Consider the following 20,190-nt stretch of genomic DNA (forward strand, 5'->3'; position numbering starts at 1 on the left):
ACTTATTAAAATTTTCTAAATATAATGAATTGAATTTATTTTTTGTTAAAACTCATAAATGGTAACACCACTCCTTAACTTTGGTTCAATATACGTGCTTTTTGGTGGCATTTTAAGTCCATCGTCTGCAATGCGCTTCATTTGCTCTATGGTTGCAGGAATCATACCAAAACCAACTTTAAATTCGCCACTATCTATCTTACTTTTTAAGTTTACAATGTCTTTTTTTCCGCTTAAATAATTAATACGCGTATCGTTTCTTAAATCGTTTATGCCTAAAATAGGTTTTAAAATGGTTTGGTAGAGTAATTGTGCATCAAGCTCATCTAAAGACGTTTTAAAATTATAGAGCGTTTTTCTTAAATAAAGCGAATAAAATTCACCATCTAAATACATGCTAAAATGGTGTGGTTTAGTAGGTTTATAGGGCATAATTCCACGATTTTCAATACGATATATAGTATCTAATTGTATTAGGAATTCTTCTTTTGTGAAACCGTTTAAATCTTTAACCAACCTATTAAACTCATGAATACGTAATTCGGATTCTGGAATTAAAAAACTCATAAAATAGTTATACGTTTCATCGCCTTTATGGTTTTTATTTTCGGCTTTTAAATCTTTGCAAAGCAATTGTGAGGAAGACGATCGATGGTGCCCATCTGCTATATAAAGCGTTTCCATGCCTGCAAATGCTTTAGTTATTGTGTTAATATTCGCTTTACTATCTATTTGCCACAAATAGTGCGTATCGCGATAGGTTGTTGTAAACTCAAATTCTGCACGTTGTTGCTGTATTTGTTTAATGATATTGCTAATTTTCTTGTTATCCGGATAGGTGAGAAGTACAGGTTCTGCATTAAAACCAACGGTTTTTAAATAATCTTTAAATACGGTTTCGCGGCTTGCTATGGTGTCTTCGTGTTTTTTAATGACGTCGTTTTGGTAATCTTCAACACTGGCAGCCGCAACAATACCGTTGAACTCCTGGTTGTCGCGATCTACAACTTTATAAATGTAATAGCTCGATGTTTTATCTTGTTTAAAAACACCATCTTCCTTAAATTCTAAATACCTGTTTTTTACTAACTGATAGCGTTCTACGCCAGAAATTTCCTTATCATATTTATAACCAGGATTAACAATGTGTAAAAATGAAAACGGATTGTAATCCAAACGTGCTTCGCGTTCTGCCTGCGTGTAACTCTGGTAGGAGCGCGATGCCACAAGGCTTACTTTGTCTCGTGTTGGCTTTACTGCTTTAAACGGAAGTATTTTTGCCATATCTATTTCCTGAGAAAGCAGGAATGAGTTTCATTATTTTACAAATTGAGAAGCAACTTTTTCTGCCTTTCTGCTTTCAGAATAATCATAAAAACCTTCACCAGATTTTACGCCTAATTTTCCTGCACGAACCATATTTACTAATAATGGGCAAGGTGCATATTTAGGGTTTTTAAAACCATCGTACATAACGTTTAAAATAGAAAGACAAACGTCTAAGCCAATAAAGTCTGCTAACTGCAATGGTCCCATTGGGTGCGCCATTCCTAATTTCATAACCGTATCTATTTCTTCAACACCAGCAACACCGTTGTATAGTGTTTCTATAGATTCGTTAAGCATTGGCATTAAAATACGGTTAGCCACAAAACCTGGATAATCATTAACTTCGGTTGGTGTTTTGCCTAAAGTTTTAGATAATTCCATGATAGTATTAGTAACCTCGTCGCTGGTATTGTAACCGCGAATAATCTCAACCAGTTTCATAATGGGTACAGGATTCATAAAATGCATACCAATTACCATTTCTGGTCTTGAAGTTACAGCAGCAATTTGCGTTATGGATATGGATGAAGTGTTGGTTGCCAGAATGGTGTCTTCTGGGCAGGCTTCGTCCAGTTGCTTAAAAATCTTCAGTTTTAAATCTATATTTTCTGTTGCAGCTTCCACCACCAATCCTGCGTATTCTACACCTTCGTTAACGCTGGTGTATGTTGTTATGTTTGCTAAAGTTTCGGTTTTATCAGCTTCAGAGATCTTTTCTTTAGCAACCATTCTGTCCAAATTTTTAGTAATGGTTGCTAAACCTTTTTTAAGCGAATCTTCACTAATATCTATTAATTGAACTTTAAAACCAGATTGGGCAAAGGTATGTGCAATACCGTTTCCCATAGTTCCTGCTCCAATTACTGCTACGTTTTTCATTTGTAATGTATTTGTCATTGCGAGACTTTTTTTTTAGTCTTGGCAATCTATTTATTTATAACTTGAATTTTAATTTAATTTCGATTAGAAAGATTACTTCAGTCGTTCCTCTTTCGTAATGACGTTTAATTTCTAAAACTGATCAATAACCATAGTCGCCACACGCAAAGCTTCTGTGCCATCATGCAATGTTACAACAGGTTTTGTATTGGAGTTGATAGCATCTGCAAAAGATTCTAATTCGTCTAAAATGGCATTATTGCTGGTTATTTCAGGGTTATCAAAATAAATTTGCTTTTTAATACCTTCGGCATTTTGAAGAATCATATCGAAATCTCCAGGATTTTTTGGAGCGTCTTTCATTTTTACAACTTCACATTTCTTGTCTAAAAAATCGACTGATATATAAGCGTCTTTTTGAAAGAAACGTGTTTTACGCATGTTTTTTAAAGAAATGCGACTTGCTGTTAAATTAGCAACGCAACCGTTTACAAACTCAATTCGTGCGTTGGCAATGTCTGGCGTATCGCTAATTACCGAAACACCGCTTGCAGACACGCTTTTAACCTTAGATTTTACAACACTTAAAATAACATCAATATCATGAATCATTAAATCTAAAACCACAGGAACGTCTGTTCCTCTTGGGTTAAACTCTGCTAACCTGTGCGCCTCTATAAACATTGGGTTATGTAGTTGATCTTTAACGGCAATAAATGCAGGATTAAAGCGCTCTACATGGCCAACTTGTCCTTTAACGCCATACTCGGCAACTAAAGTTCTTAAAGTTTCTGCCTCTTCAACTGTGTTGGTTATTGGCTTTTCTATAAAAATATGTTTGCCTTTAGCGATGGCTTGTCTGGCACAATCGTAATGCGAAAGTGTTGGTGTTACTATATCCACCATATCTACAGCATCTATTAATGTTTCGATAGAATTAAAAAACTTATAGCCAAATTCGGCTTCTATTTTTTTGCCATTTTCTTCGTTGGCATCATAAAACCCAACAAGGTTATATTTTTCAGACTGATTAAGTAATCTTAAATGAATTTTTCCAAGGTGTCCAGCACCTAAAACTCCAGCGTTTAGCATTCTGTTTACGTTTTTAACAAAAATAGCTTTTTTGAAGCAGAAAAAAGAAAAAAGAAAATAGAAAAATTGACGGTTTCGATTGCTTGGTTTTTACTATTTTTAACATTCTAAACTTTCCCAATTTTGAAAGACTCTTTTAAACATAAAGGCTTAAGACAGCAATTAGTAACAATTATAAAAAACAAAGGGATTACAAACGAAGCTGTATTGAAAGCTATTGGTAAAATTCCACGACATTTATTTATGGATTCTGGTTTTTTAGATCATGCTTACCAAGACAAAGCGTTTCCTATTGCAGCAGACCAGACTATTTCGCAACCTTACACAGTGGCGTTTCAAACCGAATTAATGCAAATAGAACGCGGTGATAAAGTTTTAGAAATTGGTACTGGAAGTGGCTACCAAACGGCAGTGTTATGCGATTTAGGAGCTAAAGTATATAGTATAGAAAGACAACAAGAGCTATTTAAAAAAACGAGTAAGTTTTTGCCAAAATTAGGCTATCGCGCAAAGAAATTAATATTTGGAGACGGTTATAAAGGGTTGGTTGAAGAAGCACCTTTTAAAAGTATTATTGTAACTGCTGGAGCGCCTTTTGTGCCAAAACCTTTATTAGCACAATTAGAAATAGGTGGACGGCTTGTTATTCCTGTTGGCGATAATGTGCAAACCATGACACTTTTTATAAGAAAAGGACCAAAGGATTTTGAAAAAACGGAGTTTGGCGAATTTCGATTCGTGCCGCTTTTAGAGGATAAGAACTAAATTGAAAAATCATTTTTTATTAGGAGTAAACGCAATCTTCACCACCCAAATTAATGGTCCAAAGGTCATGATTGCTATCACAACATATATTAAATACTCTGACCATTTTGCCGACTTACTAGCTCCAGACATTCCTAAGCTAACAATTTGATAAGTAACCACGGCAAAAAGTAAAGCCATTAAAAAATTTAGCCAGCTCATCATTTTTACAGCCGATGTATAATGTTTTTCGGCATTTTCTTTTGTTATTTTATCTGGGTAATTAAACAGATGAGGGTATTTGTTTAGCTTGTAAATACCTATACACAAAACGAATCCAATAAGTATTGGAAACCAGACAAAACTTTTTTCTCCATAACTATCTACTTCGCCAGAGAGATTAAAATGCATAGGTACTTGTTCGGGTAAATTATTATAATTTAATACTGTATACAATAAAGCAATACAAAGGAGTCCGAATGTTGCATATTCTAATATACGCTGCGCTTGATCTTTTTTTAAAGTTAATTTTGGCCTGCTGTCATTAAACATATTTCAAGATAATAATAAATCCTTAAGTTGAAACGATAAAATTGTTTTACAAACTAATCCCAAATAAAACAGCATCGTTTATAAAGCCACTTTGATAAGAGCGTACATAATCTAAACGTAGAAAACGAAACTTACCAAAACCAATGTTATCTACACCAATGGAATATTCAGAATAGGGTTTGTTTTCTGCTGTAATAGCAGCATTTACACCCATAATTAAATTAAAGTTAAGTTTATTTAACAACGGTATTTTATTCAGGATATAACCGTTAAAACGATGTTCGGCATGTAGTTTTGCATAACTATTATTAGTACTTAATGCATAATATGGCAAATTTTTAAAGGCGCTTAAGTAAGAACCATCGAGCTTTACGTTGGTTTGGTTGCCGTTAAAATGGTAGTAATCCATGAAAGCAATGTTATCTGCATTAGTAAAAACGCCTCCTAAAACATTATATTCAAATTCACCTTTATTATCCATATCCACACGTTGTCTTAGTCGTGCTTTAAACTGGTCGAAATTATAATTTGTATTAGTTGCAGCAAAACCTTTTTCGTAAGCTAAAGATAAGGTTGGGTATTTTCTGTTGGGAATATTAAATTTTCCAGTTGGATAGCTTAAATAATCCTGAGCAAAATTGATAGTGGCTTCCACATTGAGTTTAGCAATATTGTGAGTGTTAAAAGGCTTGCTGGTAAAATCTGTTTCGTCTAAAGGATTATTACTGGTGTAGCTATCTCCATTTTCATCTATTGTAACATAATCGCTATTATTAACAAGAGCTTTTCTTCGCTCGAAAGCTAAAGTAGAGTTTAATCTAAAACCATTAAAAAGTTCTTGAAAGTATTGACCTTGTATAAAACTTTTGTCGTAGAGTTTCATGTAATTGTCTTCAAACAACAGCGAACTCACCATATTTTCTAATTTAGAAATTGGGTTTGCACTATTAAACTGTTCTGTTTTAACACCTCCATAGAGTGAGATAAATCTATCGTTTATGTTATTAAATTTAAAGCTTGCCGCTGCTGTTGCACGTAAACGGTCATCTGCCTCACCGTAATTAATATTTGTTGTTATGTTGAGGTAGCGTCTAAACTCGTCGTATTGTTTTCTAAAACGTACATCTACATTACCATTCCAGCCTTGAACCGTATTAAACGAAATGTTTTTTAAGGGCGATTCTATACTAAAACGATAATCTTTATGCGAATTTTGGTAGCTGTAACCACCTAAAAGGTTGCCAAGTTTAAAGGTGTTGTTTTCTCTATCGATAGAATCTAAATAGGGTTTCGATTCTTTAACGAGTTGAATGCTGTCTTTTCTAATATAATCTTTAGCCTCCTCATTTGTGAGTGGTACAGGGCGTTTAGTATCCCAAAATGTAGAGTCTTTTTTATTGGAGTTTTCTTCGAAAGATAAAATCTCTCTAGTAAAATTTTTATCTGAAAATTCCGGAGTAAAATCATAATCGCTGTAAACAGCAGTAAATCTACCTTCACCTGTAATACCAAAAAGGCCATATTTAAAATCGATAGTTTGCGATATTAGTGCCCAGATATTATCTGTTTCAGAATAGGAAAAGGTCTGTTTTAAGGTGAGTAAATCTATAAGCGGAATTCCAGTACGCTTTCCTGTAATGGTAACATCTGTTGCGTAGATGAGCCATTGGTCTTCAACAATATAAATGTAGCCCGAAAATGCAGCGTCGTTATCACGCTTTGGCGTGATTAAAATTTTATTAATAAGGTTGTTATTATCATCGTAAAAAACACCTTCTAACTTATATTTATAATAATTAAACGCATAGTCTGCAATGGGAGAAATTACAGTATTACCCAAATCGAACGTGTTGTTATAGAAGTTATAATTTACATCTGTTGCATTGTTAAAGCTAAAACCACTATCGTCACCACTTACTTTCGATGCCATAATGGTTTCTTTTAAACGTCGTGGTTTTTGGTATTCGATTTTAGATATGGTTTCCGATAGATAAAAAATACCACTTCGCGTAGAATCTAAACCTCCACCAAGATCACCAACATCTCTACCAAATACTTTTTCTGGAGCATCCTTAATTTTTATGAGTCCGCGAGAATAGAAATTAGCTTTGTATTCGCTTAATTTTTCTAAAACAGCTTTGCGCTTTGCAATTGTATTTCTTATAATTTGATTGGCTGGGTTTTCTTCGGAATTGATAACAACTTCACTTAAAGTAAGATTTTCTTCTTGAAGTGTGGCGTTTAAAACAAAAGGAAACGCCTCAATTAAAACTGTTTTTTTTAATGTTTTAAAACCTAAATATTGAAAAACTATAGTGTATTCTCCAGTTCCTGAAACGTCTAAAACGTAATTACCGTCGTCATTTGTGGTGGTGCCAGTATAGGTATTATCTACATACACATTTACAAACGGAAGTGTTTCACCTTCATTAGATGTTATATTTCCGGTAATTTGAGCGAAAGAAAAATTATAAATGGAAAGGAAAGCAAGTAGGAGTAAAGATTTTTTCATAGGTGAAAGGTGTTTCTACTAATTTAGACGCATAATTTAGCAAAAAGGTTGCCTGCGCTCATTCAAACTTAGAAATAAAAATGATTAGCATTTGTTATAAAAATGCCAAAGTTTAGAAATTTTTCTTGACTCGGTCTAAATGACGTTTGTTATCACGGTCTTTAATTGTATCGCGTTTATCGAAGAGTTTTTTTCCTTTTGCCAATGCAATATCGAGCTTTGCATAGCCTTTTTCATTAATAAATAAACGCAAGGGAATAATGGTTAGACCAGAAGTATTGACTTCTTTTTCCAGTTTTTTTAACTCCCTGCGGTTTAATAACAATTTACGTTCGGCTTTTGGTGCATGATTATAGTAGTTGCCGTAAACGTATTCCTGTATCGTCATATTAATAACAAACAATTCATTATGCTCGTTAAACTCGCAAAACGCTTCAGCAATCGAAGCTTTACTGTCCCGAATAGATTTAATTTCGGTTCCGGTTAAAACGATTCCAGCTGTGAATTTATCTAATATTTCGTATTGAAATTTAGCCTTTTTATTAAGTATGTTTACTTTTTTCTGCATGTAAGGACAAAGCTAAAAAAATAGAATTAATCTACCGTTTTTAGTTCATGTTTTATTTCACCATCTGTAATCGTTACAATATACATCTGGTTATAAATGCTTTCATCGATTTCTTGGTATTCATTTGTGCCGATAATACGGTTTACAAACCCAGGAATGGTGTTAGTATGGCCTACAATTAACACCTTTTTACCTCGAGTATCTTTTAAAAAATCACTGTAATTAATATTGGTAGGGTTGTAGATAATAGTTTTTAAACCTTGAGACTTCGCTGTTGGTTGTACAGTGTTTTTAGTTCGCGTAAGATTTGTAGAATAGATAGCATCTAATTTTATATTACTAAAGTACTTTGCATAATTTCGGGCACGTGTTTTACCTGTAGGTAATAATTTAGGGTTATTAGCAGGTTTATTATCCTTCTCTGCATGCCTTACAAAATAATACGTTGTTGTTTCTGTGCTGTTTACTGTACTATTGTTTTGTTTCGTTTTCTCGTTCTGGGCTTTAACGCATGAAAAAGTAATAAGCACAAGAGATATAATTAGTAGTTTTTTCATAAATAAATATTAAGCAAGTTCTAAAGCAATCTCTACCATCTCTTTAAAAGTTGTTTCGCGTTCCTTACTTGTAGTTTTTTCTCCAGTAACCAAGGAATCTGAAATAGTAAGAATTGTTAAAGCTTTTGCATTATGCTTGGCTGCTACAGTGTATAAGCCTGCCGTTTCCATTTCCACGCAAAGTACACCAAATTTACTCCATTTCTTGTAAGATTCAAAATCGTCTGCGTAGAACTCATCAGAGGTAAATACATTTCCTGCTTTTATAGGAATATTTTTCGCTTTTGCTGCTTCAACTGCTTTTAGAAACAATTCAAAATTAGCAGTAGGCGCGTAGTCTGCACCTCCAAAACGCAATTCGTTTACTCCGGAGTTGGAAGATGCCGCCATGGCTAAAACCACATCTCTAATCTTTACATGCTTTTGGTAAGAGCCAGAACTTCCTACACGAATTAAATGTTTTACATCGAACTGTGTAATTAATTCGTGAGCATAAATAGAAATACTTGGAACGCCCATTCCTGTTCCCATAACCGAAACACGTTTATCATTGTAATTTCCAGTGTAACCCAACATGCCTCTTACTTTATTAAAGCATACAGGATTCTCAAAAAAAGTTTCGGCAATCCACTTCGCTCTTAATGGATCTCCAGGTAATAATATGGTTTCTGCAATGTCGCCTTTGTTGGCACCAATATGTATGCTCATAACAGTAAATTAAATCGTTGTCTTCAATAATCTTTTTCTTCGGAAGTGCTTCCGGTTACAATAGCGATTCCGTTAGAGGTTCCTATTCTATCGACACCGAGGTTAATATATTTTAAAGCTGTTTTACTATCTCTAATACCTCCTGAAGCTTTTATTTTAGTTTTATCATTACCAATTGCACGCTTCATTAGTTTTATATCTTCTATTGTTGCACCACCTGTGCCGAAGCCAGTAGATGTTTTTATAAAATCGGCTCCTGCTTTTATAGCCAATTCACTGGCTTTAATTATTTCCGAAGGTTCCAAATAGCAAGTTTCTAAAATCACTTTAAGCATGTTATCTGGCATAGGGTTTTTTACAGCTTCAATATCTTTTTTTACAGCATCGAAATCTTTACTCTTTAACAAGCCTATGTTTATAACCATATCAATTTCATGGGCTCCATCCATTAATGCTTGTTTGGTTTCGTGAACTTTAGCATTTGTACTCATGGCGCCTAAAGGAAAGCCAATTACACTGCAAATTTTAATGTTTGTGTGCTCTAATTCTTTTTTAGCCAAAGCAACATAACATGAATTTACGCAAACCGAGAAAAATTTATGAGTAATAGCTTCACCACAAAGTGTAATAACATCACTTTTAGTAGCCGTAGCTTTTAAAAGAGTATGGTCTATAAATTGATTTATGTGCATAAACCAAAGTTACAGTTTTTATTTAGGCATTACAATGTTTTTTTATTTGTGTTGAAGAGTTTTAAGAACCTAAAAGGTAGGTGAAAATTCGAGCATTGTAAATAAAAAAAAAGCGACATCATACACATTTGTATTTTGTCGCTTTTTCAAACTAACTAACTAACCATTATTATGAAAACGTACTAATTTCTCGTTTATTTTAAGTTAACAATACTTTATGATTTTAAATATTATCAGAGACTAAATCACCTTGATTTCTAAACACTAATTGCTTGTTGAAAGCATCTAATAATATCACACTATCTGTAGTTACTTTTCCAGACAGTATTTCTTTACTTAACGCATTTAAAACTTCTTTCTGGATAACTCTCTTAACAGGTCTCGCACCATATTCTGGGTCAAAACCTTTTTCTGCTAAGTATTCAATAGCCTCTGGTGTAGCATCGAATGTGATGCCTTGTTGTTCAATCATTTTAGTTACGTTTTTTAACTGTAACCCAACAATTTCTGTTATATTTTCTTTAGTTAAAGGCGTAAATAAAATAGTATCATCAATTCTGTTTAAAAATTCCGGTCTAACCGTTTGTTTTAATAAACCTAACACCTCTAATTTAGCAGCTTCCATAGCTGTATCCATATCTTTTACGGTGTCAAATTTCTCTTGTATAATCTGGCTTCCCATATTAGAAGTCATAATTATAATTGTATTTTTAAAATCGGCTGTTCTACCTTTGTTATCAGTTAAATGGCCTTCGTCTAGTACTTGTAATAAAATATTAAAAGTATCTGGATGTGCTTTTTCAATTTCATCTAAAAGTACCACAGAGTAGGGCTTGCGACGCACAGCTTCGGTAAGTTGTCCGCCTTCGTCGTAACCTACGTATCCTGGAGGTGCACCAACTAATCTACTAACAGCGTGTCGTTCTTGGTATTCACTCATGTCTATACGTGTCATCGCGCTTTCATCATCAAATAAATACTCGGCTAACGCTTTTGCAAGTTCCGTTTTACCAACACCAGTTGTACCTAAGAATAAAAAGGTTCCAATTGGTTTTTGCGGATTTTGCAAACCAGCTCTGGATCTGCGTACTGCATCACTTACAGCAACAATGGCTTCTTCCTGTCCAACAACACGTTTGTGTAATTGTGCTTCTAACTTTAAAAGCTTTTCACGTTCACTTTGTAGCATTTTGGTTACAGGAATACCTGTCCATTTAGCCACAACTTCTGCAATGTCGTCGTATGTTACTTCCTCTTTAATAAGAGAGGTTTCAGACTGTGCTTTTAAATCTGTTTGAAGCTTTTCCAGTGTTTCCTGTGCTTCTTTAATTTTACCGTAACGCAATTCGGCTACTTTTCCGTAATCGCCTTCACGCTCAGCTTTTTCGGCTTCTAATTTAAAGTTTTCAATATCTTGTTTCGTATTCTGAATGTTATCTACAACTTCTTTTTCACTTTTCCACTTCGCATTAATCTCACTACGTTCTTCTTTTAAATTTGCTAAATCGCTTCTTAAAGATTTTAACTTTACTTCATCTTTTTCTCGCTTAATGGCCTCAATCTCAATCTCCAGTTGCATGATTTTACGGTCTAAAACATCTAACTCTTCTGGTTTAGAATTTATTTCCATTCTTAATTTAGAAGCAGCTTCATCCATTAAATCGATAGCCTTATCTGGTAAAAAACGATTTGTAATATAACGTGTAGATAATTCTACAGCGCCAATTATAGCTTCGTCTTTAATGCGTACTTTGTGATGTGTTTCGTATTTTTCTTTAATACCTCGTAATATTGAAATGGCACTTTCTGTATCTGGCTCATTCACCATTACTTTTTGAAAGCGACGCTCTAAGGCTTTATCTTTTTCAAAGTATTTTTGGTACTCATCTAAAGTAGTCGCTCCAATAGCACGTAACTCGCCACGTGCCAAAGCAGGCTTTAAAATATTTGCTGCATCCATGGCTCCCTGTCCGCCACCAGCACCTACTAAAGTGTGAATCTCGTCTATAAACAAAACAATGTCACCATCACTATTGGTCACTTCTTTTATAACAGCTTTTAACCGCTCTTCAAACTCTCCTTTAAATTTTGCACCTGCAATTAGTGCTCCCATATCTAAAGCGAAAATTTGTTTGTCGATAAGATTTTCTGGGATATCACCATCTACAATTCTATGTGCCAAACCTTCTGCAATTGCGGTTTTACCAGTTCCAGGCTCACCAACTAATATAGGATTGTTCTTGGTTCTACGTGATAAAATTTGAAGAATTCTACGAATTTCTTCGTCACGACCAATTACAGGATCTAATTTTCCGTCTTTAGCTAACTGGTTTAAGTTTTTTGCATATTTATTTAAAGAATTATAAGTATCCTCCTGACTTTGAGAGGTGACACGATCACCTTGTCTTAATTCGTTAATTGTTGCTTTAATACTCTTTTCGGTTACACCTTGATCTTTTAAAACTTGAGCAATCTTACTTTTAGATTTAAAAATAGCTAATATTAAGTGCTCTATCGACACATACTCATCGTTCATGTCTTTAGCAATTATAGAGGCTTCATTCAAGGCTTTAGAAGCTTCTCTTGAAATGGATAGTTCGCCACCTGTAACTTTAGGAAAACTTTCAATTTGTTTGTCTAAAATTTGCTTTAACATGGGTACGTTTACATTCATTTTTTTTAAAATGAAAGGCAAAACGTTCTCATCTACTTCAAAAATGGCTTTAAAAATATGCTCATTTTCTATTTGTTGTTGCCCTAAGCCTTGTGCAAGCTGCTGCGCTTGCTGGATGGCTTCCTGCGATTTTATTGTATAGTTATTAAAATTCATATTTGTATGTTTTGTATTTTTATCATTACTATGAATAGCATTCAGAAACGATAAAATGTTGTGTTATTTATTCTTTTTTGTTAATCTAATTTCAATTACCTTACCAATACTATGCACGAGACAAAATGTCTGTTAACACTGGCTTTTTCATGACTTTTTGACTGAATTATTACTCAGTTGTTTAATTTTTATTAAGATATAATAATCGATTAATTATGATGGGTTGTTTACGTTTTAATTTTTGCTATATAATGCTCTCTAAATATTTAATAAATGTATTATTTAAGCATTAGCAAATTTTACGATAAAGGAGGCGTGCATATGATAATTCTCGATCTAATTAAAACTTTTACTTAAGAATGAAACTTAAAAGACTTTTAAATTAATAAAAGAATAATTTTTTGTAAGTTTAAAATTGTTGAACGACAACTATACTATGGGATTTTTAAAAAACATTTTAGGAGGTTCTAAAGAACCAAAGGAAGAAAAAATATTGCCTTGGAAACCATTAACAACGGTTGATCAATTAGATATAATTTCAGAAATATCAAAAGAAAAAACTCAGATAGTTTTTAAGCATTCTACGCGTTGTGGTATCAGCCGTATGGTAATGAATCAATTTGTTTCGGCTTACGATTTAGATTTAAATGCCGATTTATATTATTTAGATTTACTTAACTACAGAGACGTTTCTAACGAGACTGGCTATAAGTTTCAAATTATGCACGAATCGCCTCAGCTTATTGTTGTTAAAAATGGAGAAGCAGTTGCGCATGCAAGTCACGGAGCTATTAATGAGTTGGATTTGATGAAATTTGTATAGTAATTATTGTGAGTTTCGAAAACAAGAAACCATAATTGTAGCAAAAAGATTACAATTTTTATTAAATTTGAGCTTAAGTTTTAAACTTAATGCTATGAAATACAGGTTAATAGTTGTAAAAGTACTTTTGCTTTTAGTTATTCTTTTAAATTTTTCTTGTGATAGTGATGATGAATGTGATGAAAGCCTCGTTACTGTTGAATTTGCAGTTAAAATTAAACTTGTATCTACAAGTGGCGACAATTTACTAAACGATGATGATTTTGACTTAGCATTATTAAAAATTACAGACCCAACTAATTCTAATCTGGAACGCTCATTTTCTCAACTAGAAGAAAATGGAGTAGCACTTATTGTGTTTGATGCTTTAAATATGGATAGTGTAAATTTTGAATATGATGATGAAAATGAATTTTATTTTGGGTTTGATGATATTAAAACCCAATCCATTGGTTGTATAGTTGTAGTAACAAATTATAAAGCAAGAAAATTAAATGGCGATCTTATTTGCGACTGTAATGTCATTGAGCCTCTAACAGTTACTTTAGATTTATAAGAAATATACTTTAAAAAATATAAAGGCTCCCAAAGCAATTTGGGAGCCTTTTTTTAACTTCTAAAATTATAACGTGTAATAATATTTTTAAGTTTAAGTTTAAGGTCTTCGCCTGTGTCGAAAACCATTTGTTCGTTACTTGGAAAACGAAGTCTTCTATTTTTTAAAATTTCTAAATCTTCTGCTGTTAAAGCTCTATGGTCTCCTTTTGCAGTGGCATAGAGATTATTGAATAAAAATTCACTATTAACAGGGAAACTTTCTAAAACTTGATTCTGTTTTAAATCACTATAAACAACTCTCGCTACTACTTGTGTTGATTTTAATTGGTTGTATTCAAAAAATCTCGCTTTTGCTGTAATGATTTTATCTTGTTTAACATCGTTACCAAGGCTATCTTTTACCACGTTTCCGTTAGCATCTAAAACATATTCCCAGCCATCTATTACGTCTCTTTTTCTCAATAGTTGCTTTTCTGTAATGCGCTCTGGCGACACGTTAATACGTTGTAACTGCAATTGCATTGCATAATCGTAGTTAATGTTTGTATTTGTATTTGCATGATATACTGTCCAAAAATCGTTTAAACCATAAGTATCAAAATTTAATAAATCGTTTTGTAAACGTATAGGTATTATTTGATTTGTCTGGTTTTCAATAGTAACAATCACAAAATCTGTTCCTTGATGGTGAGCCACATCCATAAGTTGTCTTACATCTTTATAATTGGCATTGATACTTTCTATGTATTCCAGAGTTTCAAAAGCAATTCTGTTTTTAAGCTTGTCATCACTTTGCATTAAAGCAACTGCTGTATTATATTTATATTCTGTAACTTTAGCCTTGTATTCAACTATTGCATTAGTGTAATTTTTAAAATCTAAAGTCAATGGTTTTCCTCCAATTTGTAATGGCATTACAGCTTTTATAGCACGTTGTCTGTCTTCTAAGTCTAAATAGATGTTGAAAATGTTTTCGTATAATTCTGGATTACCATCTTTTTTTAAATGGTTGATGCTGTTATGGTTTTCCTCTACTACTTTATAGTATGCATCCTGTAGCATAACAATGTAATCCTGCTTACGCTTTTTGTCCTTATTATTTTCTAATTTTTTAAGTGCATTACTAATGGCCTGGTCGTAATTTCCAGAGTGTAGTTGCTTTTCAATTTGTTTTCTTCCAACACAAGATGTTAGTATTAGAAGAACTACTGTTAATAGTGTAATGTTTTTCATCTTCTCGTGTTTTTATTGGTTTATACTGTAAGTATAAAATCAATTTGTGTGCCAAAACAAAAAAAGCCTTTAAACACGCTGTGTTTAAAGGCTTTTAATAAAGATTACTCTTTTACTTATTTTTTTTAGGTTTAAAGACTGGTAGCAGTTTAGTTGAAACTTCACCAAAACCAATACGGGTTCCATCTTTTACGCAATAACCACGCATAATAACAGTGTCGTTATCATTAATAAATTTACGCTCACTACCATTGTTTAATTTCACAGGCTTTTCACCTCTCCAGCTTAATTCTAACATCGAGCCGTAAGAATCTGGTGTTGGGCCAGAAATGGTACCACTTCCCATCATATCTCCTGAATTGATTGGGCAGCCATTAATGGTGTGGTGTGTTAATTGTTGCGCCATACTCCAATACATATATTTAAAATTAGAGCGACTTACTACAGTCTCTTTTGCTTTTTGAGGTTGAATGGAAACTTCTAAGTTAATATCAAAACTCTTTTTGCCTTTTTGTTGTAAATAATCTAACTGTTTCTTTAGAGGTTTAGGTCCAGCAACACGATATGGTTCTAAAGCATCTAACGTTACAATCCATGGTGAGATTGACGAAGCAAAACTTTTTGCTAAAAATGGGCCTAACGGTACGTATTCCCATTTTTGGATATCCCTTGCACTCCAATCGTTAAATAATACTAAACCAAAAATATACTCCTCAGCTTCTTCAATAGGAATTGGCTCTCCCAAATCATTAGCGTCTGTAGTAATAAAAGCCATTTCTAATTCAAAATCGACTAATTTACTCGGTCCGTAAACGGGCTCTGTTGCACCAGCTGGCAAAGTTTGTCCCTGCGGTCTGTGTACTGGAATACCAGATGGAATAATTGAGCTACTTCTACCGTGATATCCCACAGGAATGTGTAACCAGTTTGGTAAAAGCGCGTTGTCTGGATCTCTAAACATAGTACCAACATTTGTAGCATGTTCTATACTTGAGTAAAAATCTGTATAATCACCAATTTGTACTGGTAATTGCATTTCTATTTCGTCTAAACGAAATAAAACAGTTTCTTTATTTTTCTTATTATCTTTTAATTCGTTATTGTCTGCATCAAAAATGTCGGCAATTCTATTACGTACTAATCGCCAGGTTTTACGACCATCTGCAATAAAATCGTTAAGTGTGTCCTGGAGAAAAATATCATCGGTTAATGGGATGCCTTCAAAGTAACCTAATTGATGCAATGCACCTAAATCTATGGCTGTGTCTCCAATTCTTGTTCCAATGGTAATTATATCGTCTCTGGTTAAAAAGACTCCAAACGGAATGTTTTGAATTGGGAAATCAGAGTTTTTATCGACGTGCAACCACGACTTACGATCTGGATTATTTGCAGTTATAGACATATAATTAGTGTTGATTGTTTGTTTATAAATTATACCCAAACCTACATAAATTTTAATTTTAATACTAATCTATTTACTATTTTTGGTCTTATTTAACAATAACACCATTATATGCAACGCGACGAACAAATATTTGAATTAATAGAAGCCGAAAAACAACGCCAACTACATGGTTTAGAATTAATTGCATCAGAAAACTTTGTAAGCGACCAGGTTATGGAAGCTGCTGGTTCTGTTTTAACTAATAAATATGCCGAAGGATATCCTGGAAAGCGGTATTATGGAGGTTGCGAAGTGGTGGATGAGGTAGAGCAAATAGCAATAGACAGAGCTAAAACCTTATTTGGTGCTGCTTACGCCAATGTACAACCACACTCTGGAAGCCAGGCAAATACTGCTGTTTATCATGCTTGTTTAAAACCAGGCGATAAAATTCTTGGTTTCGATTTATCTCACGGAGGACATCTTACTCATGGTTCTCCAGTTAATTTTTCAGGAAAATTATACAATCCTGTATTTTATGGAGTAGAAGAGGAGACTGGTGTTTTAAATTACGATAAAATTCAGGAGATAGCAACACGCGAAAAGCCTCAGATGATTATTGCCGGAGCATCTGCCTATTCAAGAGATATGGATTTTAAGCGTTTTCGAGCGATTGCAGATAGTGTTGGTGCAATTTTATTAGGAGACGTTTCGCATCCTGCCGGATTAATTGCCAAAGGTATTTTAAACGATCCAATTCCACATTGCCATATTGTAACTACTACAACACACAAAACGTTACGTGGACCACGAGGCGGTATGATTTTAATGGGAGAAGATTTCGATAATCCTTTTGGACAAAAATTAAAAAATGGAAACCCGAAAAAGATGTCTGCTTTATTAGACTCTGGTGTTTTTCCTGGTAATCAAGGTGGCCCTTTAGAGCATATTATTGCTGCTAAAGCAATAGCATTTGGCGAAGCTTTAACCGATGAGTTTATGCATTACATGCTACAGGTTAAAAAGAACGCCGAAGCAATGGCAAAAGCCTTTGTAGCTAAAGATTATAAGATTATTTCAGGTGGTACAGATAATCACATGATGTTAATTGATTTACGAAATAAAAACATTACTGGTAAAGAGGCAGAGCAGGCGCTTGTAAAAGCAGATATTACGGTGAATAAAAATATGGTTCCATTTGATGATAAGTCTCCTTTTGTAACTTCTGGTATTAGAGTTGGTACAGCTGCAATTACTACACGTGGATTGAAGGAAAATGAAATGGAAACAATTGTTAATTTAATTGATGAAGTTATTAACAATTTTGAAGATGAAGAGACTTTAGAAACAATAGCTAAAAAAGTAAATACTATGATGAGTGGTTTGCCACTTTTTAATGCTTAATTATAATTTAATAAAATGAAAAGCCTCGATTTATCGAGGCTTTTTTATTTATAATTTTGCGTATACATCTTTTAGAGATTTAAACGTCTTTCGTTTATATCTAACACCATCTTTATTTCTAACATATCTTATTAAATCGTGCTTTGGTCCAGAAGACCAAAAATGCCAAGTGTCAATTAATTCATTTTCTTCTTTAACGTAAACATTACCAAAAAGTGTTTCTCTAAATGGGTTTACAGAAGAATCATAAACAACTACATCGTCATCACTATTATAAACTTCTCTAAGTAAATAATTTGTATTGTTTTCAGACTTGTAAATAGTTTCGGTTAAAGTATCGTCTGCATGGTAAAACACAATATTGTCGATAACATCAGTAGAATAGCTCTGGCTATCATCTTCAGTGTAATTAATTACGACATATTCATCATCAAAAATACGATTGTTTAAACTAAACACGCCTTCAATAAGCTCTCCATTTTTGAGGGTCATTTCTCCTTGGTAAGCTTCATTAGGACCATTATCATTATTCGAATTTAATAACAGAATAAGATTGAGGGTGGCAAGAGCAGTAGCAGTAGAAGTGTTTTCATACTTGCTTTGAGCAAACATAGGTGTAGCTAAAAATAAAATGAGGACAATACTAACTGTAAACGTTTTAGATTTCATAGGTATTGGTTTTTATGAGTTTACTAAAACACATCAAGAATTATACCTATTTGTCTTTCTATTCGAACGTAATGTGTTGATAGGCACCCAAATCTGGAGAAGCAGTCCTGTTTACACCTAAAAGATCTAATGGTACTTGCGTAGCAAATGTTGCATTTCCTTGTCCATTTGCATTAGAATCGTCACCAATTAACATATTATTTTCAAAAGGAGCTCTAAAATCTGGATTTTGATTACGAATTAAATTCTCGTAATGCGTAGTATCGCTAAAATCGTAATTGGCACCACTTGGACTACTGGAAGCCTCTGCAAACTGGACTAAGCAATTGGTAAATTTAAAATTGAAAACAACGCCAGGATCTATTATTTCATCGATTATAAATTCGGGATTATCGTTTCCGTAGATAATAGAATTGTTAAAATTACATTCGGTTAAATTGGCTAAAAACGTTGTGCCATCTGCATCCTGTACAAAATTATTAACCAAAAGCGCAGGGAATTGCCTAAAACTATTATCCCAGTAATTGGCGATTGTACTGTGGGTGAAATTATATTTTCCGCCAAGCGTAAGTGCTACCGATGATTGCCCAACATTGTTAACCACAAAATTTTCTGCGGTAATGGAGGTGTTTCTGGCTAAAACACCATAGTTACTAAAATTATATAATTGCGAATTTGTAATCGTTAACTTGTCTTGAGGAGCATCTGCATTACCATCACTTAAAATACCAATGGTTCCGTTTTTAATGGTGGCGTAATTAATGGTGTTATTTGTGCTATTCTCGAAAAGCCAGATGGTTCCCCATTGTCCTGGCACATTAGCAAAAGCAGGTTCTAATCTGTCGCTTTCGAAAATAACCTCATTTTCCATAAGCGTTTCGTCTGTACTTAAACTTCCATTAACCTGTAGTGAGGCATTTTCTAAGACCAATAGTCCAGAATTAGCATGAAAATGGACACGAGCACCAGCTTCTACGGCTAAAGTTTCTCCATTTGGTACAGCTGCATAGCCATAAATAACGTATGGTTTCTCGTTTGTAAAGGTTAATTCGTCTGCCATTAATTCTCGACCCTGAATATCGGTTTCAATGGTTTGTCCATTGCTGGTAAAGGTAAGTGTTTCAATCACGCCTGTGGCATCATCACGATCCGGAAAGATAAACACAGCATCTTTTACCAAGGTGACCAGTTCTACGGTTTGTAAATTACTTCCACTATCGAAATTAATTTTATCGGTATATAAAAATTCATTAGCTAAAATGGTTTGTTCTTCAATATCTATAGTGGTTTCTACAAATATAAAAAGGCTGTCTTTTGCCTGGATTTCTACGTTATTAAAGGTTTTGCCAGCATTACCATCTACGTTTAGTCTGTAAGCAGAGGTTTCCCCACGCTCTAAACCTATAGACGGAATAGAGATGTCGTTATCACTTCTGTTATATACTTTTAAGTTATAAGTACTTGAACCTATGTTGGTAAAAACGGTATCTAAATACACAGTGTCTTTAGAGAACTCTAAGCTTCCGGTACTTGGTTCGAATTCAAAGTCCTTGCGGCAAGAGCTCCAAAGTAATAAAAAACCAAAACAGGCAATAAAGTAAAAAAGACGTTTCATAAAAAAAGTAATTAAATCGTGGCTTTAGGCGACTAAAA

The 20,190-nt window shown here is 33.7% G+C and carries 18 protein-coding genes; 4 read left to right on the top strand and 14 right to left on the bottom strand.

Annotation, left to right across the window (positions count from 1 at the left end; all coding sequences use genetic code 11):
* Window positions 1-45: 45 nt before the first annotated feature.
* The 3 genes from ACVC43_RS02820 to ACVC43_RS02830 all read right to left on the bottom strand — a co-directional run bounded on the left by ACVC43_RS02820 (window position 46) and on the right by ACVC43_RS02830 (window position 3,300).
* Complete coding sequence (locus ACVC43_RS02820; protein ID WP_452223049.1) at window positions 46-1,284, bottom strand: DUF1015 domain-containing protein; 1,239 nt, start codon at window positions 1,282-1,284, stop codon at window positions 46-48.
* Window positions 1,285-1,317: 33 nt separating this feature from the next.
* The gene (locus ACVC43_RS02825) at window positions 1,318-2,208 is read right to left on the bottom strand and encodes a 3-hydroxybutyryl-CoA dehydrogenase (protein WP_452223124.1); all 891 of its coding nucleotides are present in this window, start codon (window positions 2,206-2,208) and stop codon (window positions 1,318-1,320) included.
* A gap of 132 nt (window positions 2,209-2,340) precedes the next feature.
* Window positions 2,341-3,300, bottom strand: coding sequence for a Gfo/Idh/MocA family protein (locus ACVC43_RS02830; RefSeq protein ID WP_452223050.1), 960 nt, complete (start codon window positions 3,298-3,300; stop codon window positions 2,341-2,343).
* A gap of 123 nt (window positions 3,301-3,423) precedes the next feature.
* Between ACVC43_RS02830 and ACVC43_RS02835 the strand changes: the two genes are divergently transcribed.
* Entirely contained in the window at window positions 3,424-4,065 is a 642-nt protein-coding gene (locus tag ACVC43_RS02835; protein WP_452223051.1) for a protein-L-isoaspartate(D-aspartate) O-methyltransferase, read from the top strand.
* A 9-nt stretch (window positions 4,066-4,074) separates the two neighbouring features.
* On the opposite strand, the gene ACVC43_RS02840 is transcribed toward ACVC43_RS02835, so the two are convergent.
* The 7 genes from ACVC43_RS02840 to clpB all read right to left on the bottom strand — a co-directional run bounded on the left by ACVC43_RS02840 (window position 4,075) and on the right by clpB (window position 12,463).
* Window positions 4,075-4,596, bottom strand: coding sequence for a DUF1648 domain-containing protein (locus tag ACVC43_RS02840; protein ID WP_452223052.1), 522 nt, complete (start codon window positions 4,594-4,596; stop codon window positions 4,075-4,077).
* A 46-nt stretch (window positions 4,597-4,642) separates the two neighbouring features.
* A complete protein-coding gene (locus ACVC43_RS02845; protein WP_452223053.1) occupies window positions 4,643-7,108 on the bottom strand; it encodes a DUF5686 and carboxypeptidase regulatory-like domain-containing protein in 2,466 nt (821 codons plus the stop codon).
* Window positions 7,109-7,220: 112 nt separating this feature from the next.
* Entirely contained in the window at window positions 7,221-7,676 is a 456-nt protein-coding gene (gene smpB, locus ACVC43_RS02850) for an SsrA-binding protein SmpB (RefSeq protein ID WP_452223054.1), read from the bottom strand.
* Between the two features lie 26 nt (window positions 7,677-7,702).
* Window positions 7,703-8,233: a phosphoglycerate mutase family protein gene (locus ACVC43_RS02855; RefSeq protein ID WP_452223055.1), complete on the bottom strand. Its 531-nt coding sequence runs from the start codon at window positions 8,231-8,233 to the stop codon at window positions 7,703-7,705.
* 9 nt (window positions 8,234-8,242) lie between these two features.
* A complete protein-coding gene (gene deoD / locus ACVC43_RS02860; RefSeq protein ID WP_452223056.1) occupies window positions 8,243-8,941 on the bottom strand; it encodes a purine-nucleoside phosphorylase in 699 nt (232 codons plus the stop codon).
* Window positions 8,942-8,964: 23 nt separating this feature from the next.
* Complete coding sequence (deoC, locus tag ACVC43_RS02865; RefSeq protein WP_452223057.1) at window positions 8,965-9,633, bottom strand: deoxyribose-phosphate aldolase; 669 nt, start codon at window positions 9,631-9,633, stop codon at window positions 8,965-8,967.
* Between the two features lie 223 nt (window positions 9,634-9,856).
* Window positions 9,857-12,463 carry an ATP-dependent chaperone ClpB gene (gene clpB / locus ACVC43_RS02870; protein WP_452223058.1) on the bottom strand — a complete coding sequence of 869 codons (2,607 nt, stop codon included), beginning with the start codon at window positions 12,461-12,463 and terminating at the stop codon, window positions 9,857-9,859.
* Between the two features lie 436 nt (window positions 12,464-12,899).
* Between clpB and ytxJ the strand changes: the two genes are divergently transcribed.
* Window positions 12,900-13,286 carry a bacillithiol system redox-active protein YtxJ gene (gene ytxJ, locus ACVC43_RS02875; protein ID WP_452223059.1) on the top strand — a complete coding sequence of 129 codons (387 nt, stop codon included), beginning with the start codon at window positions 12,900-12,902 and terminating at the stop codon, window positions 13,284-13,286.
* A 94-nt stretch (window positions 13,287-13,380) separates the two neighbouring features.
* Window positions 13,381-13,842, top strand: coding sequence for a hypothetical protein (locus ACVC43_RS02880; RefSeq protein WP_452223060.1), 462 nt, complete (start codon window positions 13,381-13,383; stop codon window positions 13,840-13,842).
* Window positions 13,843-13,895: 53 nt separating this feature from the next.
* Here the strand turns inward: ACVC43_RS02880 and ACVC43_RS02885 are convergent, their stop codons facing one another.
* Entirely contained in the window at window positions 13,896-15,077 is a 1,182-nt protein-coding gene (locus tag ACVC43_RS02885) for a hypothetical protein (RefSeq protein ID WP_452223061.1), read from the bottom strand.
* Between the two features lie 112 nt (window positions 15,078-15,189).
* On the bottom strand, window positions 15,190-16,482 hold the full coding sequence (fahA, locus tag ACVC43_RS02890) for a fumarylacetoacetase (protein WP_452223062.1): 1,293 nt from the start codon (window positions 16,480-16,482) through the stop codon (window positions 15,190-15,192).
* 111 nt (window positions 16,483-16,593) lie between these two features.
* On the opposite strand from fahA, the gene glyA reads away from it, so the two are divergent.
* Entirely contained in the window at window positions 16,594-17,868 is a 1,275-nt protein-coding gene (glyA, locus tag ACVC43_RS02895; protein WP_452223063.1) for a serine hydroxymethyltransferase, read from the top strand.
* A 48-nt stretch (window positions 17,869-17,916) separates the two neighbouring features.
* Here glyA and ACVC43_RS02900 read toward each other — a convergent pair whose 3' ends face one another.
* Window positions 17,917-18,537 carry a hypothetical protein gene (locus tag ACVC43_RS02900; protein WP_452223064.1) on the bottom strand — a complete coding sequence of 207 codons (621 nt, stop codon included), beginning with the start codon at window positions 18,535-18,537 and terminating at the stop codon, window positions 17,917-17,919.
* A 58-nt stretch (window positions 18,538-18,595) separates the two neighbouring features.
* Window positions 18,596-20,152, bottom strand: coding sequence for a hypothetical protein (locus tag ACVC43_RS02905; RefSeq protein WP_452223065.1), 1,557 nt, complete (start codon window positions 20,150-20,152; stop codon window positions 18,596-18,598).
* Window positions 20,153-20,190: the final 38 nt, after the last annotated feature.

The organism is Lacinutrix chionoecetis (genome assembly GCF_053604665.1).

Excerpts from the sequence above, each read along its gene's own strand:
- glyA (WP_452223063.1), top strand. The coding sequence starts at position 16,594 with ATGCAACGCGACGAACAAATATTTGAATTAATAGAAGCCGAAAAACAA.
- ACVC43_RS02840 (WP_452223052.1), bottom strand. The coding sequence starts at position 4,596 with ATGTTTAATGACAGCAGGCCAAAATTAACTTTAAAAAAAGATCAAGCG.
- ytxJ (WP_452223059.1), top strand. The coding sequence starts at position 12,900 with ATGGGATTTTTAAAAAACATTTTAGGAGGTTCTAAAGAACCAAAGGAA.
- ACVC43_RS02900 (WP_452223064.1), bottom strand. The coding sequence starts at position 18,537 with ATGAAATCTAAAACGTTTACAGTTAGTATTGTCCTCATTTTATTTTTA.
- ACVC43_RS02830 (WP_452223050.1), bottom strand. The coding sequence starts at position 3,300 with ATGCTAAACGCTGGAGTTTTAGGTGCTGGACACCTTGGAAAAATTCAT.
- ACVC43_RS02885 (WP_452223061.1), bottom strand. The coding sequence starts at position 15,077 with ATGAAAAACATTACACTATTAACAGTAGTTCTTCTAATACTAACATCT.
- ACVC43_RS02825 (WP_452223124.1), bottom strand. The coding sequence starts at position 2,208 with ATGAAAAACGTAGCAGTAATTGGAGCAGGAACTATGGGAAACGGTATT.
- ACVC43_RS02905 (WP_452223065.1), bottom strand. The coding sequence starts at position 20,152 with ATGAAACGTCTTTTTTACTTTATTGCCTGTTTTGGTTTTTTATTACTT.
- ACVC43_RS02845 (WP_452223053.1), bottom strand. The coding sequence starts at position 7,108 with ATGAAAAAATCTTTACTCCTACTTGCTTTCCTTTCCATTTATAATTTT.
- fahA (WP_452223062.1), bottom strand. The coding sequence starts at position 16,482 with ATGTCTATAACTGCAAATAATCCAGATCGTAAGTCGTGGTTGCACGTC.
- deoC (WP_452223057.1), bottom strand. The coding sequence starts at position 9,633 with ATGCACATAAATCAATTTATAGACCATACTCTTTTAAAAGCTACGGCT.
- ACVC43_RS02855 (WP_452223055.1), bottom strand. The coding sequence starts at position 8,233 with ATGAAAAAACTACTAATTATATCTCTTGTGCTTATTACTTTTTCATGC.
- ACVC43_RS02880 (WP_452223060.1), top strand. The coding sequence starts at position 13,381 with ATGAAATACAGGTTAATAGTTGTAAAAGTACTTTTGCTTTTAGTTATT.
- clpB (WP_452223058.1), bottom strand. The coding sequence starts at position 12,463 with ATGAATTTTAATAACTATACAATAAAATCGCAGGAAGCCATCCAGCAA.
- deoD (WP_452223056.1), bottom strand. The coding sequence starts at position 8,941 with ATGAGCATACATATTGGTGCCAACAAAGGCGACATTGCAGAAACCATA.
- smpB (WP_452223054.1), bottom strand. The coding sequence starts at position 7,676 with ATGCAGAAAAAAGTAAACATACTTAATAAAAAGGCTAAATTTCAATAC.
- ACVC43_RS02820 (WP_452223049.1), bottom strand. The coding sequence starts at position 1,284 with ATGGCAAAAATACTTCCGTTTAAAGCAGTAAAGCCAACACGAGACAAA.